This is a genomic window from Alcanivorax sp. VBW004 (assembly GCF_009718865.1).
GTDB lineage: Bacteria > Pseudomonadota > Gammaproteobacteria > Pseudomonadales > Alcanivoracaceae > Alcanivorax.
Window position 1 is genome coordinate 3492750 of sequence record NZ_WNHC01000001.1, and the last position, 23023, is coordinate 3515772.

Genomic DNA, 23023 nt, shown 5'->3' on the forward strand with positions numbered 1-23023 from the left:
GCAGGGGAATGAATCCCCCGGCGGATTAACGCTATACTGCGGGCTCATTTTCCACCGCACAGACAGCCATGAAATACGCCATCCTGCCGGTCACCCAGTTTCAGCAGAACTGCTCCTTCCTGAAGTGCGAAGCCACCGACAAGGTCGCCATCGTCGACCCGGGCGGTGACCTGAACCAGATACTGGCAACCCTGAAGCAGGTGGGCGGCACCCCGGAAAAGATCCTGGTGACCCACGCCCATCTGGACCATGTGGGCGCCGTGGCCGAGCTGGCCGAAACCTTGGGGTTGCCCATTGAAGGCCCGCACCGCGATGACCAGTTCTGGATCGACATGTTGCCCCAGCAGGCACAGATGATGGGCTTTGCGCCTTCGCCGCCGTTCACCCCGAACCGCTGGCTGGAAGGCGGCGATACCGTCACGGTGGGCAGCACCCAGCTGGAAGTACGCCATTGCCCCGGCCACACCCCCGGGCACGTCGTGTTCTATCAGCGTGAAAGCAAACTGGCCGTGGTCGGTGATGTGCTGTTCAACGGTTCCATTGGTCGTACCGATTTCCCCAAGGGGGATTTCGACACCCTGATCACCGCCATCAAGGAACAGCTGCTAACCCTGGATGACGACGTCTCCTTTATTCCCGGGCACGGGCCCATGTCCACCATCGGCCACGAACGCACCCACAACCCCTTTGTTTCAGGCAAGCACGGATAGAACATGGATTCAGTAGTCATGAAATGGGGACTCACCGTCGTCATCGCGATTCTGGGTTGGGCCCTGTCCATCCTGCTGCGCGGCATCACCAAGCGGCTGGGTCGCCGCCGCAATTACTCCCGCGCCCGTATCTTCCAGACAGCGGTGGTCATCAACAGCGCCTGCCTGATTATCAGCCTGATCGCCATTGGGGTGTTGTGGGGATTGAAAGGCGACGGCCTGATGGTATTTGCCACCTCGCTGATGGCACTGCTCGGCGTGGCGCTGTTTGCCAGCTGGTCCATGCTCAGCAACGCCACCGCGGCCATCATTCTGTTCTTCAGCGCCCCCTACAGAGTGGGCGACCGCATTCGCCTGCTGGACGGCGACAACACCGTCACCGGGCAGATTCGTCACATGGGACTGATCTTCATCACCATTCAGGATGAGCTGGGCCACCGTTACACCCTGCCCAACAACCTGCTGCTGCAAAAAGCCGTGATCCGCCTGCGCGGCGATACCCTGCCCCGGGATCAAAAACACATGCGGGTAGATTAACGCTGAAAGGCTCACCCCCGAAAACATTCTCGCTGCGTTCGATTCGCCCCCTGTAGGAGTTCCCTTCCAGGGGACGAACCGAGCGTAGCGAGGCGAAAAGCTTTCAAACTCCATTTTTGATAGGCGGTCTTGATGGGGCAGAAAAGATAGAGCGAGCTGCAGACGATGTGCGGTTCGTCCCCTGGAAGGCGTCTATTCGCTATGCTCATCCTTCGGGCCGCACGAATTACGTGCGTTATCCTCGCTGTGCTCGGTTCGCGCCCTAAACGGCGCTCCTACAGCCGCTTCGTAGAAAGATCTATGCCGAGGGAAATTTTCTGTTTCCCTATCCAGCCGAGCAAGTGCGTCACTACATCCTGTAGCCAAAACTCAGCATGTACTGGGTGCCATCGTAGGGGAAATCCGCGATGGCATCGTTGAAATCCATCTCTACGGTCTGCTCGCGCACCACAACGCCGAACTCCGAATTGCCACCCACGGAAAAGATCAGCCCCAGCGAGGCGTAAGCCCCATAGCCAAAACTGAAATCCCGGTCATCCCCGTTCACCACCACCGCCGTACTCAGCGGCTGGGGATAAGGCTTTTCCTGTTCCTGCTTCAGGGAGCCCATCAGCAACATGGGGCCACCGGAAACAAACAGCCGCGCGCGATCACTGAAATTGATATCCCCGTAGCCACCCAGCAGGGTTCCGAACAGGAACATCTCATTCTCCACCTTGACGTTCACGGTGGCGCCGCCATTCACCACCCCCGAATAGCTCACCGAATCGTTCTGCCAGCTGATCACCGCACCGCCTTCATAGCCGTAACGGAAACGATCGCCGCCTCCCAGAATTTTCTGCACCCCGCCGGTGAAGAACGGCAAATCATCGTAGTCCCCATCCAGCGTGGTGCCATTGGCGGTCACCGTGGTGTCCTCATCGTTCAGCTGCAGCTTGCCGGCCTGCAGGAACATGTATTGAGCATCCTGCGCCCAGGCCGGCGCCGCCAGCAGCCCACCCACCAGGCTGATAATCCGCAATCCTTGTCTCACCGGTCTCCCCCCTCTGCAACACCTTGATAGCAACAGCATAGTGCAGATTTTCTACCAAGAACATGAACCGGTTACCGCCGCTTTCAGAGTCCGGTAAAGTAGCAGCAACGGAGAATGCCCGGCCCCACAGAGGAAACCGGAAACCCACAAAGGAACTGCCATGCGAACCCTGCTGCTTCCCCTCATTACCGCCTTGATTGCCGCAGCCGCCCTGCTCAGTGGCTGCCAGAACAATCAGGAACCCGGCACCGCCACACTCCCGGATGCCTGCTCCCAGCCGCCGGAATCCGGCATGTGCAAAGCCGCATTCCAGCGCTATTACTACGATGCCGACACCGGCAGCTGCCAGACCTTTATCTGGGGCGGCTGCAAGGGTAGCGTGCCGTTTGAAACCCTGGAGGCCTGCACCCAGGCCTGTAATGCCACCGGCAGTCCGGCTCCCGCCAAGGGTGCCCCCGTCAGCAAGGAGGCCCAACAATGAGTAACACCAGCACCGCCAGCCTGGCACGTGTCGTCTACGTCCTGCACCTGGTCGGCCTGATCACCGGCGGGCTCACAGCCATCGTCGGCGTCATCATCGCCCACCTTCATGCCGGCGACGCCTCACCACCGCTGCGCGAACACTTTCGTTTCCAGTACCGCACCTTCTGGATCGGCTTGCTGTACTGGTTCATTGCCGGCATCACCACCCTGGCCCTGATTGGCTGGCTGCTGATGGTGGTGATCACCATCTGGTGGATCGTACGCTGCGCCCGGGGCCTGAGCGCCCTGAACCACAACCAGCCCCCCGGCAAGATCGACACCTGGGGCTTTTGATACCCGCCCGGCCTACCTGTCACATAAATGACATAGATGCCGGCCAGACTGGCCGGCTCGCGCCCCTCAACCCGCTCCCAAGGAGAAGTCATGTTGTCCCTGCGCCTGCTTACCCTCACCCTCTGCACCCTGTTTCTCGCCGCCTGCGCCCGCAGCCCGGTAGTCCAGCTGTACGACGGCCCGGCCAAAGCCGACAGCCAGGTGCTCACCGTGAAGGTGCCCAGCGAAATTGAAGTATTCACCATCAACGGCAAGGAAGTGGAAGGCGTGAACACCTTCTTCGCCACCGACTTCAAGGAACTGAAACTGGCCCCCGGCCGCTATGAGATTCTCGCTTACTACAAGGAGCTGTGGCAGCTGGACGCGGACAACCATGAAATCGTGAAAAGTAATCCGGCCAACTTTGTCATCGACGGCAAGGCCGGCGATCAATGGCAGCTGGGCTTCAACCAGCCACAAGACGTGGAGCAGGCCCGCGCCATGGAAGACAGCTTCAGCGGCTGGGTAGCAAACAGCAAGACTGGTGAGCGAGTGGACGCCCAGGAATCCGGGCTGATCCTCAACCGCGGCTTTCTGGCCCCCATCGCCGGCGAAGAAGTGACCACTGCCACCAGCAACAGCGTAGCCCCCCAGGCCGCAGCAGGTGCTGCCGCCGGCGCCACCGCTGCCAGCGCAAAAAAGAGCACCACCGTGGCCCCGGAAGCCAACTACCTAGACACCCTGAAAGCCCAGTGGAAACAGGCCACCGCAGAAGAACGCCGCGAATTCCTGCAATGGATTGCGGAATAACCGGCCACCGGATAGCGGAAATGGCGTAACGCCATTTCCGTCACCCGATACGAAGCCGCTGTAGGAGTGCCACTTGAGGCGCGAACCGAGCGCAGCGAGGCGACAAAACTTTTAGAGAATGCCAAGCCTATCTTGAGAAACCTGTCAGGTTCGGCAAGCCATGATTGTCCTTTGAGCGATCCCTTGCTTTGCAAGGTTCGCGCCTCAAGTGGCACTCCTACAGCGGCCTTGTAGATGTCGTTGTAACAACGCCCGCCCCCTCACTCCCCCTGAATCGTCGCCACCAACCGCCGGGCACCACCGTGGTCGCGGTGTTCGCACAGATAAATGCCCTGCCAGGTCCCCAGCGCCAGCCGCCCGGCCTGAATCGGGATCGTCAGCGACGGGCCGATCAGCACACTCTTGATATGCGCGGGCATATCGTCCGGCCCTTCCAGGGTATGTTCATAGTACGGCGCGTTCTCCGGCACCATCACATTCAGGTGCCGCTCAAGATCACCGCGCACATCAGGGTCGGCGTTTTCATTGATGGTCAGCGAGGCGGAGGTATGCTGAATAAACAGATGCAGCAAACCAACCTGCAGATCCGCCAGCTCCGGGAGGCCTCCCAACACCTCATTGGTCATAAGATGGCAACCCCGGGGCATGGCCGGCAAAGTTAAATTCCGTTGCAACCACATCGGCTTTTCTCCCCGTTGTTTACGAAGACACAGCAAAGACTCTGTCATACAGGCCCGTCAATGCCTCATCATCACACTGGTGGCAATAGTCCTCCATGTACAGTTGCGTCTGGGTGCGAACCTTCATGAAATGCGCTCGAAAATAGGCCTGTAGGGAAAACGGCATAGCCAGCGGGGCAACCATCAGTCCAGCTTGGTATAAAAAACGGGACAGACCCTTCGACGTCCAGCGCATGGCCCGCTGCTGAGGCCGCTCTTCCTGTTTAGCCAGGCAAGTCAGAAGCGCCTTCTGCGCCGTCACCAATTGCGCCAACAGCTGCCGGTCGCGGCGCAGCTGGGCAAAGTTCCAATCACTGTCTTCCAGAGCACACAGGAACGTCATCAGAATCGCATTGGGTAACCGCGACGCCGATACCGCATCGTCGACTCTCTTGCAGGCAATAGCAGATTCACGCAACAGCGCCTCCACGCCCATCGCCCGTGCGCCGCCAGACAACGGCATTGCCGTAGGCGGCAGATAATAGGCCACACGTATCACCTCGCCCGTCTGCAAGGGTGTTTCACCGGGGAGAGGATGATAATAACTGATCATATTGATCATCCCCTTCACCACACTTTCCTCGCTCCAATACTCACCAAGCACTTTATAATCCGTTTCGCTGGGTTGCAGCATCAGCAAGGTGGCATCGGCTATCGCGTCTTTAACGATGCCAAACGGCAATGCACGCAGTGCATCAGAGGATATCGCCAGAAATACATAATCCCACTCCTCCCCTGCCACATGATCCCACTGTGACAACAGGGAAAAATCCGAGAAGTGACGGACCTCATCTTTTACCAGGCGGCGCTTTCTTATCATCGAGACACCGGACTTCAGGTCATTACGGTGTTGCTCCTTAACGAAAAAAGTCACACGATGTCCGGCCATGGACAAGTGCTGTCCATACACCAGACCGACGGCTCCAGCGCCCACAATCAGGATATTCATTGCCAACCTCTACACAACAACGCGCCATTCGGCATTTGCTGCCCAGATTAGACATTCCTTTGGCCAGCGGATACGGGACAAGCAGGCCAATAACAGCGGCACGATCGGCATAAACACAACAAAGGTGAATGATGAAACTCAAGAACCAGACCATTGTCCTCACCGGCGCCTCCAGTGGCATCGGCGCTGAAGCGGCCAGGATCATGGCAAGAAAAGGCGCCACGCTGTGCCTGGTGGCGCGCCGGGAAGAGCAGCTTCGAGAGGTCCAACAAACCATTCAGGAGCAGGGCGGCACCGCCTTTATCTACCCCTGCGACCTCAGCGACAACACGGCCATTGAAGCCTGCGCGGCACGCATTCTCGATGAGCACCCCCGCATTGATGCGCTGGTGAACAACGCCGCCCACTCCATTCGCCGCCCCATCGAGCAGTCTTTCGACCGCCTGCATGATTATCAGCGCACCGTGCAGCTGAACTATATCGGCGCCGTGGCCATGACCCTGCAATTCCTGCCCCGCTTTGTGCAGCAGGGCCACGGCCATGCGGTGAATATTTCCAGCCTGTCCACGCAGATTCCGATCCCGCTGTTCTCCGCCTACCTGGCCAGCAAGAGTGCACTGGAATCCTTCACCCGTTCACTGGAAGCGGAGATGGGCCATCAAGGCGTCAGCACCACCGTGGTCTACTTCCCCATGGTGCGCACCCCCATGTCCTCACGCACGGCTATTTATAAATACATGCCAATGATGCACGTGGAAAAAGCGGCGGGCTGGATTGTGGAAGCCTGTGAAAAACGCCCGGCGCGTATCGCCCGCCCCATGGGCAAGCTTGGCAGCGTCCTGCTTGCCGCCGCACCGGGGCCGGTAACGCGCCTGCCCCAACCCCTGTTTCGCGGCATGGATAAAATGCTCGCCAACCGGTTAAAGAAGAAGCGTTAAAGGCAGGAGCGAGTTCAAAGTTGAAAGTTCAAAGTTTAAACGCGAAGAAAAGGCGAAGAGGAACGGTTAGCGCCTTACTCCGCGCTGGACGCGGGCACGACAGTCTACGATATGAAGGGCCGCCCCACGCTTTTAAACTTTGAACTTTGAACTTTCAACTCACCACATTGATCGGCGAGCCTGCCTGCCACTGGCGAATATTTTCTACCACGCCCTCCAGCACCCGTTGCCGGGATTCGCGGGTGCCCCAGGCGTTGTGCGGGGTAATCAGCAGATTGGGGATGCCGTCCGCAAGCAACGGATGGTCCGCCGGGGGCGGCTCGCTGCTGAGCACATCCAGACCCGCGCCACCGAGCTGGCCACTGCGTAGCGCTTCCGCCAGCGCCGGTTCATCAATCAGACCACCGCGGGCGGTATTCAGCAGCAAGGCGCCGGGTTTCATCTGCGACAGGAACGCCGCATCCACCAGCTTGTCAGTCTGCGGCGTTAACGGGCAATGCAGGCTGATCACATCCGCCGCCGGCAACAACGACGCCATCGGCACCCGCCCGGACTGATTGCCCTGGGCCTGAAACGATTCGGCAATCTGCACCGTCATGCCGAAGGCCTCCGCCAGGCGGGCGGCTTCACGCCCCAGATCCCCATACCCAATCACCCCAAAGGTTTTCCCTGCCAATTCCGTCATTGGATGGTCAAGCAGGCAGAACTGGGGCGCCTGACTCCACCGCCCCGAACGCACATCCTCATGGTAGGGAACCAGTCGGGCCGCCAGTGACAACAACAACGCCATCGTATGCTGAGCCACCGACGCGCGGGCATACCCCGTCACATTGCAGACGGTAATGCCCTGGGCTGCGGCAGCATCCAGATCCACATTATTGGTACCGGTGGCACAAATGCAGATAAGCTTGAGGGACGGGCAGGCTTTCAGCGTGGCGGCATCGAGCACCACCTTGTTGGTCACCACCACCTGCGCACCGTCCAGCCGGGCCTCACGCTGGTCCGGGCGGGTTTGCGGGTAGAGCGTCCACGACAACATATTGTCGAAGGCGGTGAAGTCCAGCTCGTCGGGAACCAGGGTATCGGTATCCAGAAAAACGCCTTGCATAACCTGTCACCTTTGGGGAAGAAGGGAGACCTGCCATGCTAACGGATTTGCTGGAAAAAATGGGCTTCGACCTGCCGCAGCAGGAGTGGGAAAAACCCGTTGTCGGCGTCAGCGCCTGCCTCACCGGCCAAAAAGTGCGCTACGACGGCGACCACAAACACAACGCCATTCTGGTCCACCAGCTGGGGCCCTTGCTGCGCTTTCGCGAAACCTGCCCGGAAGTGGCCATTGGCCTGCCCGTGCCGCGCCCGCCCATCCAGGTGGTGCAGCTCGACGACCGCCTGCGGGTGCGGGGCGTGGACCAGCCACAGCAGGATGTCACCGACGCCCTGGAAAACGTGGCCGCCACCCTGCAACAACCGTTGAGTGGCTTTGTGTTGAAAGCCCGCTCGCCCAGTTGCGGCTACCTGAGTACCCCGGTGCATAACCCCCAGGGCCAACAGATCGGCATGGCCTCCGGCGCCTTTGCCCGCAAGCTCCACGAACTGTTCCCGCGCATTCCACTGGCCAACGAGGAAGACCTGGAAAAACCCGCCTTCCTGCAGGCCTTCCTGCTACACGTGTATTGCTACCACCAGTGGCACCACAACGACCACCAGGGGCAATGGCTCAATCACATGCAGGAGCAAACCGAACAACTGGACGAACCGCTACTCAGCGGCATGCGCCAGTACCTGGAAAAGCTCGGGCAGGCCATGCATTGAAATCAAGATGTCGGATTACGCCTTTCAGGCTAATCCGACCTACCAATCCCCATGCTTCATCCGTAGGTCGAATTAGGCCGAAGGCCGTAATCCGACATCGCACTCATAAAAAAACGCACGGCCCGAAGACCGTGCGTTTTCTTTTTACCCGTACCGTCTTGTCAGGATGCCTTGCGCAGCACCTCTTCATTCCGGTACGTCACTTCATAGTCATCCAGCTCGAAGGCACTCAGCTTTTTCTTCAGCTCAGCCAGCGACCAGGGCCAGGCGGCAAAGTTACGGCCGTTCTGGTCCAGGTAGTAGCTCTTGCAGCCACCGCTGTTGAACACCGTGCCCTTCAGGTGTTTTTGCACCTTGTCGTTGTGCTGCTTGAGCACATCCGGGCGAATGGTGATTTTGCCAATATCATTGGCCTTCACTTTCTTCAGCCCATCAATGATGTAGTCCAGCTGTGCCTCGGCCAGGCCGATAAAGGAGTCGTACACCAGAACGTTCGGCCCCAGCACCAGGAAGGCATTCGGCGTGTTTTCCAGGGTCGCGCCCAGATACGCTTCCGGCGAGCTGTCTTTCCACAGGTCCGACAACCGGTCACCGTTGGCATTCACCACCTTGCTGCCAATCGGCGGATGCGACACGTCAAAACCGGTGCCCCAGATAATCACATCCACTTCATGGCGCTCACCGTTAGCGGCGATAACCGTGTTGCCATCCACTTCCACCAGGCCGTGGGGAATCAGGTTGGCGTTATCCGCCTGCAGGGCCGGGTAGTAATCGTTGGCAAACAGGATGCGCTTGCAACCCAGGGTAAAGTCCGGCGTTACCGCCTTGCGCAACGCCTTGTCACTAATCTGCACACGCAACAGTTGCTTTGCCGCCGTGCTGATGGGTTTCAACACATTGGGATTACGCAGGCCAAAGTTGATCACATTCAACGAAGTGGCCACCGCCTTGCGCCAGCCACGCTGAATCACCGGCAACGCTTCGATGGTGCGCTTGCTTCTGTCACCCAGCGGCAGGTCCGGCTTGGGCAATACCCAGGGCGCAGTACGCTGGAATACGAACAGCTCTTTTACCTTGGGCTGAATCTGCGGCACAAACTGAATCGCCGAGGCACCGGTACCGATCACCGCCACCCGCTTTCCAGTCAGGTCGTAATCATGGTTCCACTTGGCGGAATGGAACATCTCGCCGGTGAAACTTTCCAGCCCGGGCAGCGCAGGAATCTTGGACTCTGTAATCGGCCCGGTGGCAAAAATCACGGTCCGCGCCAGGTACTGGCCGTTGGACGTATCCAGCACCCAGAGGTGGCGGTTTTCGTCCCAGGTGGCGCCGTCCAGCGACGTATTGAATTCAATCAACCGGGTGATGCCAAACTTGGCGCTCACGTCTTCCAGGTAGTCGAGAATTTCCGGCTGCTTGGCGAACAGATGGCTCCACTTGCTGCTCAGCGCAAACGAATAGGAATACAGCGAGGAAGGCACATCACAACCACAGCCCGGGTAGGTATTTTCCCGCCAGGTGCCGCCCACACGGTCTGCCTTCTCGATGATCTTGAAGTCGTTATAGCCTTCCCTTTTCAACTTGATCGCTGCAGCAATACCGGAAATGCCGGCACCGACGATAAAGGAATCATGAATTTTTTCTGCCGTCGCCTTGCGCGCAGTGGTCTTGGTCTTTTTTGCAGCGGCCATGGTTATGCCCCCTTGTTACTGACAAAGCGGTAAGAAAAACCCAGGAACTTGGCGTAAAAGTTCGGCGACGCCCGCTTCATCATCCAGAACAGCTTGGCGTCAACCTGGGGCGTGGTGTACAGCTCGCCCTTGTCCAGACGGTTCAGGGTCAGCTTGGCCACATCGTCACTGGTGGTCATGGCGTAGTTCATCAACGCATGGTCCGCCAGCTTGGAGTAACGGCCGGGGATGCGGCCGTTCTTGATGATGTTGGTCGGCACCAGCGTCGGGCACAGCACATTCACGCGAATGTTGTCCCTGGCCAGTTCCGAGAACAGGGTTTCGGACAGGGCACGCACACCGGCCTTCGTCACGTTATAGGCACTCATTTCCGGTGCCGCCGTGTACGACGCCGCCGATGCCACATTGATAATGGCGCCGCGCCCCTGCTTCTTGAAACCGGGCACAAAGTAGTGGCAGCCATGGATCACGCCCCACAGGTTCACGTGCATGCACCACTTCCAGTCATCCAGGCTCAGCTCATCGAACTTGCCCCCCAGGCCCACGCCGGCGTTATTGATGACCATGGTCACCGGGTGTCCCAGCAAGGCTTCAGATTCCTCGGCCAGTTTTTTGACCTGCTCCGCTTCGCCCACATCACAGTGAACCGCAAAACCTTTGGCGCCCTGGGCTTCCAATAACGCCACGGTTTCCTGTGCTGCTTCCAGATTCACATCCGCACAAACCACGGCACCGCCACGCTTGGCCAGTTCCAGTGCAAAACTCCGGCCGATACCACTACCGGCACCGGTCACTACCGCATAGGCGTTCTTGCTGGGTTTGGCAAAACGCTGCTTCAAAAAAGTCATCATCTTGATTATCTCAACAGGTTATCGACGGCACGCCCCTAACCGGGCGTGCCACGAAAATCAGGCGCGCAGTTTCGGCACGAATTCCTTGACCAGATACGGCGATAACAGACCCGTCTTCGGGTTCAGCAGCTTCTCCTTGTAATACTCAAGGTAGGCCGTGGTGTCGTGGTCGTTGGGATGAAAGTCGCGACGCATGTAATCCAGAATGTGCTTAACCGTACTGCCGTAAACACCCTCTTTCGGGCCGGCCAGAAACACCAGGCTGGTTTTCACGTCTTTCCAGAAACGCAGGCTCAACAGCTTGGTCGGCTTGCGATACACCGGAATAGCGGCGCCGCCCAGCGGCACCAGGAACATGATGGTAAAAGCCGCCAGAGCAAAGCCGCTCACCCGCAGCGGGTAATTACCGGACAGGGTCTCGTAGACATCATAGGCAATGTCCTTGTGCTCGGACTCTTCCAGCATGTGCCACATCCACAGGGCGCGCTGTTTTTCATCTCCGGTTTCGTAGAAGACGGCTTCGTTCTTCATCATGTATTCCGCCAGTACCGCAGTGAAATGCTCAATCCCGGCCATCAGGGACAGCTGCATGCGGTTGGGCAGTTTCTTGAAGCCGTACTCAAACACGTTGTCCGCCAGGAAGCGGTACAGCGCCACCGGGTAGCGATGCTCGGCGAGGGTGTCATTAAACTCGTCGTGCATTTTGGAGTGAATGGCTTCCTGGCCAATCAGCGCCGTCACCCGCTGCTTCAGCACCGGGTCCTTGAGAAACTGGCGGTGGTAACGGGCCGTGTCGATCACCAGCTCTTCGCCAAAGGTCAGGAAGATAGACAGCGCCTGAAAGTACGCAGTGGCAAACTCCGTATCTTTAAAGAAGGTGGTGTCGAGATCCTTGGCATCAAATTTGAAATCCATATGCCGGATGGGCACCTCGGGAGCTTTCCCGGCGGTTTTCGGCGCGTATTGATGAATGGTTGCAGTACTCATAAAGGTCACCTGTCCACGTAAGGCCAACGCCAGCCAATAAAAAAAGGGGGAGGCAGAAGCAGGCAGCACATTGCTTACCCCACCAACCGTTACATTAACTGATGGCACAATAAAGCGAATGCTTGTTCGGATTCAATTCGGATTGCTCTGTTTGCAGAAACCGCTCTACACAACGGGAACAGAAAAACGGGGAAATACCATAAATAAACGCCTACAGGGTAAGTAAGCGCACACAAATACGGTTATTTCGGGCCAATTATTGTCGGACAGCTTTGCCCGCCACCGGTCATTCGGGCAGGAAAAAGGTTCTTCGCGGATTAGGGTGACTAACACGTTTCTCGCCATCTGCCTGGCTTATCCCGAATACCCGGCACTTTGCCAAACGCCCGACGCCGGATGCCTGACGTAAACCGCCATAGCCTGAGAGTCTGTCGTTATCCCGGCCTCTCTTTTGAGAGGTGTTTTGAGGAACGGCCAGGGCCATCATTGATGGCAATAATCGGGTCATGCATTTTGCACAGAGAGTATGGCGGCAAAGGTTTTCAGGTTTTGAATGCAAGCGTCCTTCGTCGGGCATCCGGCGTCCAGCGGCTGCCAAGGCGGGATAATGAGACGAGTTCTGAAGCCGGATGATCACTTAATTCCGCGATGAACCGAAACAGGGGCTATCCGGCGCGGGCGCGCCGGTTCCCGGTTACAGAATCAGGGTCAATCCACCGGTGATCACGGCGAACAGCACCGTCAGCCAGACCAGCGTCCACCAGGGGAACGGCGGCGGGGGCGGCTCTACTTCCAGCTGCTTTTCCAGATAATTTTTCAGCAGTTTGGTGTTGCGGGTATTGGCCTTGTAGATGGCATCAAAGGCATCGCCCACCACCGGCAGCAGGCCACCCAGGAAGTCGATGCCCATATTGCGCAGCATGCGCAGCTTCACACCCTTGCTGGCGCCGGCGCGGTGAGCTTCCACCACCACATAACTGCCCAGCACCAGGCCGGCCGCATCACCAACGATCGGCACCAGGCCAATGATCGCTTCGGCGCCAATCTGGAACTTGGTAAAGGGAATGCCAATACTGCTATCAGTGAAGCGACTGAACTTTTCCAGCCGTTCCAGCGCGGCTTCCTGCTGCGCTTTACTCGGGTTTGCCATTAGATCTCCACGTACAGCTGGCCGTCTTCTTCGGTTACCGGCCAGGTTTCCAGGGCTTTCTCGCCCCGCACCACATTCAGCATCTGCACCCCCGGCGGGAAGTTTGCCCACTCGGAGACTTCACCGGTGCGGATATCAAACTTCGCCCGGTGCAGCGGACACTGCACACATTGGTCCTTGAGAATCTTGCCTTTGCCCAGTGAGGCAAACATATGGGTGCAACGGGCCTGGGTGGCGTAGAAACCATCACTCAGGTGGTACACCACCAACTTGGTGTCCCCCGCCTTCATGGCACGGCTTTGTCCTTCCGGTAAATCCTGGCTGGCACAGAGTTCATAACGCATGGTGCTCTCCTGGCTGGCTGAAATTTTGTTGTGGACGACGAAGCACCTGTAGGAGTTCCCTTCCAGGGGACGAACCTTGCGCAGCAAGGAAACCTGCCCGCAGGGCGATCAGGCCTTACCGCACTCGACGGTTTCATTCATGGAATTGCGGAATCCCTGAACCCTCTGTCGCCTCGCTTCGCGAGGTTCGTCCCCTGGAAGGGAACTCCTACATGAACCGCGCTTCGCTACTCCAGATACGTATACCCTGCCAGACCCTCGCGTACCAGCTCGATAAAGCCTTCCTGCTCGGCATTATTCAAGTGCGCCTGGCGGCAGTGCTGCTCCAGGGACGCCAGCAGCTTGTCGGTATCGTAGTTCACGTAGCGTAGCACCGAGCTCACCGTATCGCCGTGAATGGCATGATCGAGCACGATGTTGCCGTTGTCATCCACGTCCACGTCCACGGAATCCGTGTCGCCGAACAGGTTGTGCATGTCGCCGAGGATTTCCTGGTACGCGCCCACCATGAAAATGCCCAGGTGGCCGTTGAGCTGTTCCGGCAGCGGCAGGGTAGCTTCCACGCCTTCGCCATCCACGAACTGGTCGATGCGGCCATCGGAATCACAGGTAATGTCCTGAATCACCGCCCGGCGGGTGGCGGGCTTGTCCAGGCCGGACAGCGGCAGCACCGGGAACACTTGGTTGATGCCCCACACATCCGGCACCGACTGGAACACGGAGAAATTCACGAACAGCTTGTCCGCCAGTGTTTCGTTGAGGCTGTCGAGCAGCTCGCGCTGCTGTTTGCGCAGCGGATTCAGGCGGCCGCGCAACGCCAGCAGGCAGTTGATATACAGCTGCTCGCCACGGGCGCGGGTGGCCAGGCCCAGATCCCCGGCAATATAGCGCTGGTGAATGTCCTGCCAGGCGCCAGTCACTTCCGAGAAGCGCTCCAGCAGATTGCCCGGCTCGCCGGCCAGCGCCTGTTGCAGCTCCCACAGTTGTTGCAGCTCCGCCGCGTCATCCGCAGTGGGCGCCTCCACCGCCACCGGCGCCATCTGTTCCTGGTCGGTGATGTTCACCAGCAACACCGCATGGTGGGCGGTCAGCGCGCGGCCGGATTCGGAAATAATGTTGGGCTCCGGCACACCGTGTTCCGCGCACTGCTGCTGCAGGGTCTGCACGATATGGCGGGCGTAATCGGCCACGCCATAGTTCATGGAGCAATAGGACCGGGAATGGGTGCCTTCATAGTCCACCCCCAGGCCGCCGCCCACATCCACGGTTTCCACCGCCGCGCCCAAGGCGCGCATCTCGGTGTAGTAGCGGGCCGCTTCGCGCATGCCCGCCTTGATGTCCTGAATATTGGCCACCTGGGAGCCCAGGTGAAAATGCAGCAGCTTCACGCAGTCCAGCCGCCCGGCGGCGCGGCAATGCTCGATGGCCGCCATCAACTGCGGCGCACTCAGGCCGAACTTGGACTTCTCGCCCCCGGTGTTCTGCCAGTTGCCCTTGCTGATGCTCATCAGCCGCACCCGCAGGCCAATACGCGGCGACACGCCCAGCTCATCCGCCAGCGCCAGCAGCGCCGGCAGCTCGGACATCTTCTCCACCACAATTTGCACGTGGAAGCCCAGCTTCTCGCCCATCAACGCCAGACGCAGGTATTCCGCGTCCTTGTAGCCGTTACAGACGATGGTATCGCCCGGGTTGGACAGTGCCAGCACGGCCAGCAGTTCCGGCTTGGAACCCGCCTCCAGGCCCACTCGCTCACCCTCATCGCGGGCACGCAGAATCTCGTGCACCACCCGGCGCTGCTGGTTCACCTTGATCGGGTACACCGGCGTGTAATCGCCCTGATACTGATGCCCGGCGATGGCGTCACGGAAGGCACCGGCCAGCAGCTTCACCCGCTGGCGCAGAATCCCGGAAAAGCGCGCCAGCACCGGCGCCCGCAACCCGGCCGCCCGGCAGCTTTCCAGCACCGCTTCCAGCGTGGCCTGGCCGCCCGGCTCGCCATTGGGGCGCACACACAGCTGGCCCTGGTCGTCGATACGGAAGTAACTGTCGCCCCAGCGATCCACGTTATAGATGTCGCTGGCGGGTACGGGAGATCTGTCGGTCATTACGGGTCCTGAAAAATACGCCTGCACGCAACACGCGGGCACGCCATCATGCGGTTAACTGCCGCCATTATGCCTGCCCGAAGGCGGCGCTAGCACCCATTTTTCATGCTTTGACAGTGAGGCCGGAGGTCTTACAATCCAGCCTTGAGTGGCAACTCATTCGCGATGCGAGCATCGCTTCCCACAAACACCACCCCCAGGGTGGCACCGTTTTTTTGTGGGAAGTCATGCTTGCATGACGAAGGACCATCACTCCGCCCACACCACTCCACCGGGAACCACCATGAGCAGCACCAAAGACAACTGGTTTTACGAGCACTTCGACACCGCCGGCACCGCCTTCGGCCTGCGCCTCAAGCAGAAGCTGGAAGAAGTGCAGACCGAGTATCAGCACATCGAGATGTGGGAAACCGACACCTTCGGTTACCTGATGACCATTGATGGCGCCACCATGCTCTCCACCCGCGACAACTTCCTCTACCACGAGATGATGTCGCACCCGGTGCTGTTCAGCCACGCCAACCCCAAGCGCGTCATCATCATCGGCGGCGGCGACTGCGGCACCCTGCGTGAAGTGCTACGCCATCCCAGCGTGGAAAAAGCCACCCAGATCGACATCGACGAAATGGTCACCCGCTACTCCGAGAAATACTTCCCGGAACTGTGCGAGTCCAACGGCGACAGCCGCGCCGAACTGCTGTTCGAAGACGGCGTGCAATACATGCGCGATTGTGAAGACGGCAGCGTGGACGTGATCATTGTGGACTCCACCGACCCGGTGGGCCCGGCAGAAGGCCTGTTCAAGGCCGACTTCTTCCGCGATTGCCACCGCGTACTGGCCGAAGGCGGCATCATCGTGCAGCAGTCCGAATCCCCGCTGCTGCACAGCGATACCATCATCAAGGATCTTCACAAGAACATGCGTGAAGCCGGCTTCACCACCACCCAGACCCTGCCCTTCCCGCAGCCGGTGTATCCCAGCGGCTGGTGGAGCTGCACCCTGGCGGGCAAGAACACCGACGTGAGCGAATTCCGCGAGACGGATGCCACCGGGAAAGGGTTTGATACCCGCTATTATTCAGCGGCGGTTCATAAGGGGGCACTGGTGATGCCGCCGTTTATGGAGACGGCGATTAAGGGATGAGTTGAAAGTTGAAAAAAATAATGCCCTCGTCTTCGTTGGAAGCAAGGGCATTATTTATCACCATGGGGCTGGCATTATTCCTTTTCTGGCATTCTCTAATTTGACTCTGAATGCCTCATCATTCCACTCTTTCATCGCCATTTCCGAAATAGCGTTCGCCTCAGAATAACGGCCATTCTTCGCCAGCAGAGCGACAAGTAGCGAAGAATGATAAGAAAAGTAATTGTATCGAAACTCTTTCACTCTTCCTGGAACTACTTCCTTTGATTCTCTTGCTTGAAGATCCCGAAAATTGCTCAAATACGCCTGAAACTCCTTATCCGGATCGATATAACCATTACACAACTTATACCGCTCCTCTTTGACTAAAGATTTTCTGGCTAATCGATATACTTTACGAGCCAAATCAGGTTCTTCTTTGTCAAGCCAGGAAAAAAGCGATACAACTTTTTCCTCCCTACCTATATCCTCATAAATAGATTTGAAATCATTGAATGATTTATAAGGCTCAACTCCACTCCTGACTTTACTCTCCGCCTCGCTGGCTTTTTCTTCGAGTGCCTCTAACGCTGGTGGGTACTTCTTCGCAAGAAGCACCCAATCACCCAGCGCGAATGAAAGCCTCACACCATACAAACTACTTTCATATTTGAGCGCGTTATCAAAGAACCAAATATGCTTTTCCAGTGCTTCTGGGTATCGGCCCTCATCATGATCTCTCTCCGCTTCTCGGAGCACCTCGCTTGGGTCGAGTCTATTTGGCGTAGAAAACCCCACAAGCCCTGAAAGGCACATAGCAACGAAAGCAATGCGTATTATTCTCATGGAAATCCAAAAATAGTTACTAAATAATAATTTTCACACCGTGATCGACACCGGAAAGCAGGTGTTGATACAGAGCATTCATATCGTTGTACCAGTTCACGCCTATACGCTGCCCGTTTTTCAATGTCAGTGTCAGGCCAGCAATCTCGCCATTCTTTGAATCAACCTTTAACTTTGAAAGGTCAGAAAACAGCACATTGCTTCCCGTATTCTTATAGTGAAAGCGCAGCCCTTCAGCGGTTCTTTCTATTTCCCAGTCGCGCCACTCATCCACATCATCGAGATAGGCGGTCAATACTTCCCAGAATATTTTCGCCGCCAGGGGATAGAGGGGAATGATAGAGGCAGCCCAGAAATTGTCGGTTATCAGGTAGAGCAGAGCGGCGACAGCAAAGAAAATGCAGGCCGAAGTGATTTCGACTCGCTTTTGGTATCTTTCCAGTACGGCTTCATCGATCTGATGCTTCATCAATGTCTCACGAATTCACCATTGATGGATAATCATATTACCTATTACGCACGGGGCAAGACCTGACCCTAAGTTCCGCGGTCGCACTCGACGGGAAATGAGAGACCTGACCCTAACTCTAGGTATCATCTTCGAAATGAAGCCTGTATTGAATTTTGCCTGTTTCTAAACTGACAACAAGAATGTCGCAGTTACACATAGGACGGAAGGAGGTGTATGCCAAGTCCTTTCTTTCCGAAGAACCACACAAAACAACAGCTAAACCATCGTCAAAAAACACTGATTGCCGGCCAAGCAACCCGTCCCCATATTCATCAGAGTACTCTATCGACCAAACCTCAGTGGACTCCAACATCGCTGCATTGTAGCAGCGGAGCTGAGAACGAACCGTATCATGCATTAGCAAATAATCTCTATAGTGATATGCAACACCGTCACCGCAAGAGAAGCGTTCAATTATATTAAAATTCTCACCATCAACAACACAAAGTTCTTCTGGATCAAAAAGTGACCGCTTGTTAAGAAAGGCAGGATAATCTCCATTATCATGACGGGCAAGAAGGCTCAGCACCTCATTAGAGGCACATATATTCTCTTCAGTTTCTAGGCTTCTGAGGACTGAAAGACCACTACTTACAACAAAAAGGCTTCCTTTTTTTATTTTGAAAAAAAACCACCCCCAGGATCACATGATGATGGATAATCTGATAACAGCACTCTCTGACTAGTAGAGTCATAACGAACAAGCATATAACCAGCAAACCAGTACTGTCCTTCGAAATCTATTTCAGCAGACCAAAAGTTCCCACAAAAAATCTTCATTTCAAACCTTTCTATAAATTCCCATAATCACTTATCCACGTGGTGATTGGGTCAGGTCTTTCCCAGTGACCTTTAATTTATTACCGCACGGAGCAAGAGCTTACCTAATTCCCATGAAAACCACTTTATATTTTATTCTCTATCTTATAGCAGTATTTCTTCAAGAAAGGAGATAACGTTTCGCTCCTCTTTCCCGATCGAACGAAGCCCTAAAAAACCTCCTGATGAAGCAGCCACACGCTCCGCGATCTGGCATAAATCCTTACAGAACTGCACACCACCATCTTGAGCATATTGCGAAATAATGCTCCTCGCTTCAGACAAGTGCTCCACAAAATTAAGGCCACTTGAGGAATAATGGTTCATCAAGGCATCAATATTTTCTGCTGCAGCGCCTAACGCCGCTTTCAACGCCTGGGATTCCACCCCTTCCCGATCAATCATTATTTTTACGAATTCGGATTTTTCTTTCTCATCGATGCTGCCATCTGCAGCAGCAACCATCAGGAAAGTAACTATTGGCGCGCCTACAAGCTTATCCCACTCCTTCCTTAAAAAGGGCCCCACTCTCTCGTCAGCATCCAGGCGATTAGTTGTTTTTTTTCCCAACAAAGGCTCCCCTTTAGCCTTTACTTTGTTTTCCTCATCAACAACATATCGCTGAATAAGAATAGATGCCTCTTCCTCTAACTCGCCCAGCTCAATGAAAAGACAATCTGTTTTCTCATCATCCATCGTTACGTAGCCATCCCAAATCAGCCCGTAAAGATGCACGTCCTTCTTTTTCTCCCCAATAACCTGATCCGCCGAATCAAACGCTTCCTGAATATCGGAGGCCATCAAAACATGGGTCGCATCGCCGCCTGATACCGTTTTTATCTTCAAGAACGGGGTGAATGCTTCTCCGTTTTGTTCGTCCACCAACCCCAAACCGTGATTAACGCAGTCAACAACGAATGCTTCCGTTCTTTCGTTTATCCCTTCAATCATTTCTTTCCCCGTAGTTTGATTTATTTCAACAACCTGGAGCCATCACGACCCACAAGGTTTCCCCCATGCGATAGTCATGAAAGTGAAGCGCGCGCTATTGAGGTAAAGTCTTGACCCGTGCGCAGACAGAGAAGGAGAGAAGTAACTGCAGAAACCAGCCGCAGGCCAGCATAAAGATAAACAGACAGGCATCCCTTCCCCCGATTCGCTTTCGCAGGCCATGCCACCCTGGCTGGCCGGTTGTTATTTGTGATCCAGTTCCGAATCTACACAATCCACCCGCACAAATAAATGCACATGGGAAAAAGTCTGTTTACGGCTGGCCCTCGGCCTTGTCGGCGGCGGCGAAGTGAGCCATTTGGTCGGCGTGGGCCTTGATAAAGGCCGGGCGGGCGGTGGCGCGGGTGATATAGGCCCGGCAGGCCGGGTGATCTGCCAGGCCGTCGAAGCGGTCTACCAGGCGCAGTACGTCGGCCATGAGAATGTCGGCGACGGTAAAGGTATCGGTGAGCCATTCGCGGCCGGTGAGCGTAGTTTCCATCTGCTGGAGACGGGCGGAGAGGAAGGCATCCAGGTGTTGTCGGCCCGGGGTTGGCTGGTTATCGCCGGCGAAGTGATAGAGGGACCAGGGCAGGCTGGCGGCTTCCACGGAGTTGAGGGCGGCGAACAGCCAGCTGATGACCGCGCTGCGGGCGTTCGGGTCGGTGGGCATCAGCGATTCACTGCGCTCTGCCAGATGCAGGAGGATGGCACCGCTTTCGAACAGCGAGAGATCGTCATCGGTGAGCCAGGGCACCTGCCCGAAGGGCTGATGCGTAAAGTGCTCGGCTCCCCGTTCGTGAAACGGAACACTCTGCACCCGATACGACAACCCGGCCTCTTCCAGCGCCCAGCGCACGCGCAGGTCACGCACGTAACCCCGTGGCATGTCGGGCACCCAGTCATAGGTGGTAAGGACAAGATCCGCCATAGCGCGCTCCCTCGCGTTAGTCTCTTTTTAAGACCCTGAATCTACACAAGATCGCAGCGCAACACACATAGCAAACACGCCTGCCCATCACGAAAAGACAAAAGCCCGGAACACGTCACGCGCGCCCCGGGCTTTTCTTTGTCTTGTAGCTCGTAGCTATTTTTTGACTTCTTCCTCGACAAAATCCAGCCGGTCTTGCCCGAAGAACATTTCATTGCCCACGAACATGGTTGGCGCGCCGAACACGCCGCGTTTGATGGCGGCCTCGGTGTTGGTTTTAAGTTGTTCTTTCACTTCGTCGCTAGCGGCTTTGTCCAGCCAGGCTTGTGCATCCAGGCCCGCGGCGGTAAGGACGCGGGTGATTTCTTCCGGCTCGGACAGTTTGCAGGGCTCGCGCCACATGGCGTAGTAGAGGGCGGTGATCACGGCATCCTGTTCCGGGGTGCCGATGGCGGCGGTGATGATGCGCATGGGGGTGATGGTGTTCACCGGGAAGTGCGGGTTCATGGTGAGCGGCACCTGGTAGCGCGCGGAGTAGCGGGCCAGGTCGCGCATCATGTACATGCCTTTGGCAGGCACGGCACCGGGCGGGTTGTTGCCGGTGGCCTTGAAGATGCCGCCCAGCAGGACGGGCACATACACAAGTTCGGCGCCGGTGCGCTCACAAATGGCAGGCAGCTGGCTCCAGGCCAGGTAGGCAGTGGGGCTACCCACGTCGAAGAGAAATTCGATTTTTTTACTCATTGGTTTTGTCCTTTCAAAGGGTTTCGTAGGAGCGTCGCTGGCGGCGCGATTCCAGACGTTGGGTTATCGCGCCGCCAGCGACGCTCCTACGGCAGGGTTTTGGGTTTGTGTGGGAGAGCATGCTTGCATGCCGAATTCCGGGCAGGCCCCTTCGTGATGCAAGCATCACTTCCCACAAAAAACGTGTTGCGTGTCGCGTGTTGCGTCTCTCAAAACGTTTCCATCCACGGGCGCAGGTCGATTTCGTGGGTCCAGGCGTCGCGGGGTTGTTGGTGGAGCATCCAGTAAGCGTCGGCGATGTGTTCCGGGTTGAGAATGCCATCCTGTTCTTTCTGGGCATACTTGGCCGGGAAATTGTCGCGGATGAACGCCGTGTCGATGGCGCCATCGATGATTGGGTGCACCACGTGGATGCCTTCCGGCCCCAACTCCCGGGCCATACTTTGCGCCAAAGCACGTAGCGCAAACTTGGCGCTGGCGAAGGCGGAGAAACCCTTTCCGCCACGCAGTGACGCAGTGGCACCGGTGAAGATGATCGTGCCCTTGTTGCGCGGCACCATCACGCGGGCAGCTTCACGACCTGCCAGGAAACCGGCGAAGGCGGCCATCTCCCAGACCTTGCGGTACACCCGGGCGGTGGTTTCACGGATAGAGAAGAACACGTTGGCGCCGATGTTGAACACCACCACTTCCACCGGGCCGACCTCATTTTCGATGGTGTCGAACAGCGCCACCATCTGCTCTTCATCGCGGGCATCGCAACCGAACGGGCGAGCCTTGCCACCCGCGGCTTCGATCTCCTGCACCAGCGGCGTCAATGCCTCTTCATTACGGCGGGTGATGCAGACGGTGTAGCCTTCGCGGGCAAAGCGTTTGGCGATGGCGCCACCGGTGGCATCGCCGGCACCGATGATAACGGCAACAGATTCTGGCATGGGGCCTCCAACAGGTTCGTTCTGCAAACAGTTAGTTCCAATTAGGAACTGATGGTCGGTTCTTTTTAGGAACTCGTCAACCCTGTATGATCAAAAACGATTCACGGAGGTTCACTATGCGCTGGCAAGACATCGATCAACAGCCCTGCTCACTGGCCCGTTCGCTGGCCATTATTGGCGATAACTGGACGCTGCTGGTGCTGCGCGACTGCTTTCTCGGGGTGCGCCGTTTTGATGATTTCCAGCAACGGCTGGGCGTCACACGCCATGTACTCAGCGACCGGCTGCGCAAGCTCGCCGATGGCGGGGTACTGGAAAAAGTGGCCTACCTGGAACGCCCCCTGCGCCACGAATACCGGCTGACCACCATGGGCCGCGACCTCTACCCGGTGATTGCCCACCTGGCCCAATGGGGCGACAAATACCTGGCCGGTGATGCCGGCCCACCGCTGGTGCGCGTGCACCGCCAATGCGGCGAACCGCTGGAGGCCAAACTGCAATGCGGCCATTGTGGTGACAGCGTGGAAGCGCAGGACATTCGTCTGGAAGAGAACCCGTACTGGGCCGGGCAATTATTGCCGACCCAGGCGGGGTAAGAGAGTTTGTCGGATTACGCCTTTCAGGCTAATTCGACCTACCCAACTTTCCAGGTAGGTCGAGTTTACCCAAGGGCACAGAGAGGCGCAGCCG

Annotated in this window: 26 protein-coding genes; 9 read left to right on the top strand and 17 right to left on the bottom strand. The window is 57.1% G+C overall.

All coding sequences use genetic code 11. The features are described from left to right. Positions 1-68 precede the first annotated feature (68 nt). Together F1529_RS15870 and F1529_RS15875 are read left to right on the top strand one after the other, a co-directional pair. On the top strand, positions 69-710 hold the full coding sequence (locus F1529_RS15870) for an MBL fold metallo-hydrolase (RefSeq protein ID WP_007148722.1): 642 nt from the start codon (positions 69-71) through the stop codon (positions 708-710). A gap of 3 nt (positions 711-713) precedes the next feature. Further along, the gene (locus F1529_RS15875) at positions 714-1247 is read left to right on the top strand and encodes a mechanosensitive ion channel domain-containing protein (protein ID WP_155136254.1); all 534 of its coding nucleotides are present in this window, start codon (positions 714-716) and stop codon (positions 1245-1247) included. Between the two features lie 349 nt (positions 1248-1596). Here F1529_RS15875 and F1529_RS15880 read toward each other — a convergent pair whose 3' ends face one another. Then, positions 1597-2280 carry a hypothetical protein gene (locus F1529_RS15880; protein ID WP_155136257.1) on the bottom strand — a complete coding sequence of 228 codons (684 nt, stop codon included), beginning with the start codon at positions 2278-2280 and terminating at the stop codon, positions 1597-1599. 160 nt (positions 2281-2440) lie between these two features. On the opposite strand from F1529_RS15880, the gene F1529_RS15885 reads away from it, so the two are divergent. The 3 genes from F1529_RS15885 to F1529_RS15895 all read left to right on the top strand — a co-directional run bounded on the left by F1529_RS15885 (position 2441) and on the right by F1529_RS15895 (position 3885). Further along, the gene (locus tag F1529_RS15885) at positions 2441-2761 is read left to right on the top strand and encodes a BPTI/Kunitz domain-containing protein (protein ID WP_155136260.1); all 321 of its coding nucleotides are present in this window, start codon (positions 2441-2443) and stop codon (positions 2759-2761) included. Continuing rightward, positions 2758-3096, top strand: coding sequence for a hypothetical protein (locus tag F1529_RS15890; protein ID WP_155136263.1), 339 nt, complete (start codon positions 2758-2760; stop codon positions 3094-3096). Before F1529_RS15885 ends, F1529_RS15890 begins: the two co-directional genes overlap by 4 nt. A gap of 90 nt (positions 3097-3186) precedes the next feature. After that, the gene (locus F1529_RS15895; protein ID WP_155136266.1) at positions 3187-3885 is read left to right on the top strand and encodes a DUF2057 domain-containing protein; all 699 of its coding nucleotides are present in this window, start codon (positions 3187-3189) and stop codon (positions 3883-3885) included. Between the two features lie 260 nt (positions 3886-4145). Here the strand turns inward: F1529_RS15895 and F1529_RS15900 are convergent, their stop codons facing one another. Beyond that, positions 4146-4565 (bottom strand): secondary thiamine-phosphate synthase enzyme YjbQ, encoded by a 420-nt coding sequence (locus F1529_RS15900; protein WP_039926455.1) that lies wholly within the window; start codon positions 4563-4565, stop codon positions 4146-4148. Positions 4566-4584: 19 nt separating this feature from the next. Then, positions 4585-5553, bottom strand: a complete 969-nt coding sequence (locus F1529_RS15905) for a ketopantoate reductase family protein (RefSeq protein WP_155136269.1) — start codon at positions 5551-5553, stop codon at positions 4585-4587. Between the two features lie 128 nt (positions 5554-5681). Between F1529_RS15905 and F1529_RS15910 the strand changes: the two genes are divergently transcribed. Next, positions 5682-6491, top strand: coding sequence for an SDR family NAD(P)-dependent oxidoreductase (locus F1529_RS15910; RefSeq protein ID WP_230457819.1), 810 nt, complete (start codon positions 5682-5684; stop codon positions 6489-6491). A gap of 154 nt (positions 6492-6645) precedes the next feature. On the opposite strand, the gene F1529_RS15915 is transcribed toward F1529_RS15910, so the two are convergent. Next, positions 6646-7599, bottom strand: coding sequence for a 2-hydroxyacid dehydrogenase (locus tag F1529_RS15915; RefSeq protein WP_155136272.1), 954 nt, complete (start codon positions 7597-7599; stop codon positions 6646-6648). Between the two features lie 35 nt (positions 7600-7634). Between F1529_RS15915 and F1529_RS15920 the strand changes: the two genes are divergently transcribed. Continuing rightward, positions 7635-8303: a DUF523 domain-containing protein gene (locus F1529_RS15920; protein WP_155136275.1), complete on the top strand. Its 669-nt coding sequence runs from the start codon at positions 7635-7637 to the stop codon at positions 8301-8303. 161 nt (positions 8304-8464) lie between these two features. Here the strand turns inward: F1529_RS15920 and F1529_RS15925 are convergent, their stop codons facing one another. The 6 genes from F1529_RS15925 to speA form a co-directional block, all read right to left on the bottom strand. Beyond that, the gene (locus tag F1529_RS15925; protein WP_155136278.1) at positions 8465-9994 is read right to left on the bottom strand and encodes an NAD(P)/FAD-dependent oxidoreductase; all 1530 of its coding nucleotides are present in this window, start codon (positions 9992-9994) and stop codon (positions 8465-8467) included. A gap of 2 nt (positions 9995-9996) precedes the next feature. Then, positions 9997-10845 carry an SDR family NAD(P)-dependent oxidoreductase gene (locus F1529_RS15930; RefSeq protein ID WP_155136281.1) on the bottom strand — a complete coding sequence of 283 codons (849 nt, stop codon included), beginning with the start codon at positions 10843-10845 and terminating at the stop codon, positions 9997-9999. Positions 10846-10902: 57 nt separating this feature from the next. Continuing rightward, complete coding sequence (locus F1529_RS15935) at positions 10903-11832, bottom strand: metal-dependent hydrolase (protein WP_050760134.1); 930 nt, start codon at positions 11830-11832, stop codon at positions 10903-10905. 694 nt (positions 11833-12526) lie between these two features. Beyond that, positions 12527-12982, bottom strand: coding sequence for a DUF4112 domain-containing protein (locus tag F1529_RS15940; RefSeq protein WP_155136284.1), 456 nt, complete (start codon positions 12980-12982; stop codon positions 12527-12529). After that, the gene (locus tag F1529_RS15945) at positions 12982-13326 is read right to left on the bottom strand and encodes a Rieske 2Fe-2S domain-containing protein (RefSeq protein ID WP_007151020.1); all 345 of its coding nucleotides are present in this window, start codon (positions 13324-13326) and stop codon (positions 12982-12984) included. The genes F1529_RS15940 and F1529_RS15945 overlap by 1 nt, the downstream gene beginning before the upstream one ends. A 227-nt stretch (positions 13327-13553) precedes the next feature. Beyond that, the gene (gene speA, locus F1529_RS15950) at positions 13554-15434 is read right to left on the bottom strand and encodes a biosynthetic arginine decarboxylase (protein ID WP_155136287.1); all 1881 of its coding nucleotides are present in this window, start codon (positions 15432-15434) and stop codon (positions 13554-13556) included. 283 nt (positions 15435-15717) lie between these two features. Here speA and speE point away from each other — a divergent pair, with 283 nt between their 5' ends. After that, positions 15718-16578: a polyamine aminopropyltransferase gene (gene speE / locus F1529_RS15955; RefSeq protein ID WP_155136290.1), complete on the top strand. Its 861-nt coding sequence runs from the start codon at positions 15718-15720 to the stop codon at positions 16576-16578. Positions 16579-16635: 57 nt separating this feature from the next. Here the strand turns inward: speE and F1529_RS15960 are convergent, their stop codons facing one another. The 7 genes from F1529_RS15960 to F1529_RS15990 form a co-directional block, all read right to left on the bottom strand. Next, a complete protein-coding gene (locus F1529_RS15960) occupies positions 16636-17403 on the bottom strand; it encodes a hypothetical protein (protein ID WP_155136293.1) in 768 nt (255 codons plus the stop codon). A gap of 19 nt (positions 17404-17422) precedes the next feature. Beyond that, the gene (locus tag F1529_RS15965; RefSeq protein ID WP_155136296.1) at positions 17423-17872 is read right to left on the bottom strand and encodes a hypothetical protein; all 450 of its coding nucleotides are present in this window, start codon (positions 17870-17872) and stop codon (positions 17423-17425) included. Between the two features lie 118 nt (positions 17873-17990). Further along, complete coding sequence (locus F1529_RS15970) at positions 17991-18443, bottom strand: hypothetical protein (protein ID WP_155136299.1); 453 nt, start codon at positions 18441-18443, stop codon at positions 17991-17993. Positions 18444-18838: 395 nt separating this feature from the next. Beyond that, the gene (locus F1529_RS15975) at positions 18839-19684 is read right to left on the bottom strand and encodes a hypothetical protein (protein ID WP_155136302.1); all 846 of its coding nucleotides are present in this window, start codon (positions 19682-19684) and stop codon (positions 18839-18841) included. Positions 19685-19997: 313 nt separating this feature from the next. Continuing rightward, entirely contained in the window at positions 19998-20654 is a 657-nt protein-coding gene (locus F1529_RS15980) for a glutathione S-transferase family protein (protein ID WP_155136305.1), read from the bottom strand. A gap of 156 nt (positions 20655-20810) precedes the next feature. After that, the gene (locus F1529_RS15985; protein WP_155136308.1) at positions 20811-21398 is read right to left on the bottom strand and encodes a 2-hydroxychromene-2-carboxylate isomerase; all 588 of its coding nucleotides are present in this window, start codon (positions 21396-21398) and stop codon (positions 20811-20813) included. A gap of 209 nt (positions 21399-21607) precedes the next feature. Beyond that, a complete protein-coding gene (locus F1529_RS15990; RefSeq protein ID WP_155136311.1) occupies positions 21608-22333 on the bottom strand; it encodes an SDR family oxidoreductase in 726 nt (241 codons plus the stop codon). 116 nt (positions 22334-22449) lie between these two features. Here F1529_RS15990 and F1529_RS15995 point away from each other — a divergent pair, with 116 nt between their 5' ends. Continuing rightward, positions 22450-22929, top strand: a complete 480-nt coding sequence (locus F1529_RS15995; protein WP_155136314.1) for a helix-turn-helix domain-containing protein — start codon at positions 22450-22452, stop codon at positions 22927-22929. Positions 22930-23023 lie beyond the last annotated feature (94 nt).

Coding starts and splice junctions, on each gene's coding strand:
- F1529_RS15870 (WP_007148722.1), top strand. CDS start 69: ATGAAATACGCCATCCTGCCGGTCACCCAGTTTCAGCAGAACTGCTCC.
- F1529_RS15875 (WP_155136254.1), top strand. CDS start 714: ATGGATTCAGTAGTCATGAAATGGGGACTCACCGTCGTCATCGCGATT.
- F1529_RS15885 (WP_155136260.1), top strand. CDS start 2,441: ATGCGAACCCTGCTGCTTCCCCTCATTACCGCCTTGATTGCCGCAGCC.
- F1529_RS15890 (WP_155136263.1), top strand. CDS start 2,758: ATGAGTAACACCAGCACCGCCAGCCTGGCACGTGTCGTCTACGTCCTG.
- F1529_RS15895 (WP_155136266.1), top strand. CDS start 3,187: ATGTTGTCCCTGCGCCTGCTTACCCTCACCCTCTGCACCCTGTTTCTC.
- F1529_RS15900 (WP_039926455.1), bottom strand. CDS start 4,565: ATGTGGTTGCAACGGAATTTAACTTTGCCGGCCATGCCCCGGGGTTGC.
- F1529_RS15905 (WP_155136269.1), bottom strand. CDS start 5,553: ATGAATATCCTGATTGTGGGCGCTGGAGCCGTCGGTCTGGTGTATGGA.
- F1529_RS15910 (WP_230457819.1), top strand. CDS start 5,682: ATGATGAAACTCAAGAACCAGACCATTGTCCTCACCGGCGCCTCCAGT.
- F1529_RS15915 (WP_155136272.1), bottom strand. CDS start 7,599: ATGCAAGGCGTTTTTCTGGATACCGATACCCTGGTTCCCGACGAGCTG.
- F1529_RS15920 (WP_155136275.1), top strand. CDS start 7,635: ATGCTAACGGATTTGCTGGAAAAAATGGGCTTCGACCTGCCGCAGCAG.
- F1529_RS15925 (WP_155136278.1), bottom strand. CDS start 9,994: ATGGCCGCTGCAAAAAAGACCAAGACCACTGCGCGCAAGGCGACGGCA.
- F1529_RS15930 (WP_155136281.1), bottom strand. CDS start 10,845: ATGATGACTTTTTTGAAGCAGCGTTTTGCCAAACCCAGCAAGAACGCC.
- F1529_RS15935 (WP_050760134.1), bottom strand. CDS start 11,832: ATGAGTACTGCAACCATTCATCAATACGCGCCGAAAACCGCCGGGAAA.
- F1529_RS15940 (WP_155136284.1), bottom strand. CDS start 12,982: ATGGCAAACCCGAGTAAAGCGCAGCAGGAAGCCGCGCTGGAACGGCTG.
- F1529_RS15945 (WP_007151020.1), bottom strand. CDS start 13,326: ATGCGTTATGAACTCTGTGCCAGCCAGGATTTACCGGAAGGACAAAGC.
- speA (WP_155136287.1), bottom strand. CDS start 15,434: ATGACCGACAGATCTCCCGTACCCGCCAGCGACATCTATAACGTGGAT.
- speE (WP_155136290.1), top strand. CDS start 15,718: ATGAGCAGCACCAAAGACAACTGGTTTTACGAGCACTTCGACACCGCC.
- F1529_RS15960 (WP_155136293.1), bottom strand. CDS start 17,403: ATGAGAATAATACGCATTGCTTTCGTTGCTATGTGCCTTTCAGGGCTT.
- F1529_RS15965 (WP_155136296.1), bottom strand. CDS start 17,872: ATGAAGCATCAGATCGATGAAGCCGTACTGGAAAGATACCAAAAGCGA.
- F1529_RS15975 (WP_155136302.1), bottom strand. CDS start 19,684: ATGATTGAAGGGATAAACGAAAGAACGGAAGCATTCGTTGTTGACTGC.
- F1529_RS15980 (WP_155136305.1), bottom strand. CDS start 20,654: ATGGCGGATCTTGTCCTTACCACCTATGACTGGGTGCCCGACATGCCA.
- F1529_RS15985 (WP_155136308.1), bottom strand. CDS start 21,398: ATGAGTAAAAAAATCGAATTTCTCTTCGACGTGGGTAGCCCCACTGCC.
- F1529_RS15990 (WP_155136311.1), bottom strand. CDS start 22,333: ATGCCAGAATCTGTTGCCGTTATCATCGGTGCCGGCGATGCCACCGGT.
- F1529_RS15995 (WP_155136314.1), top strand. CDS start 22,450: ATGCGCTGGCAAGACATCGATCAACAGCCCTGCTCACTGGCCCGTTCG.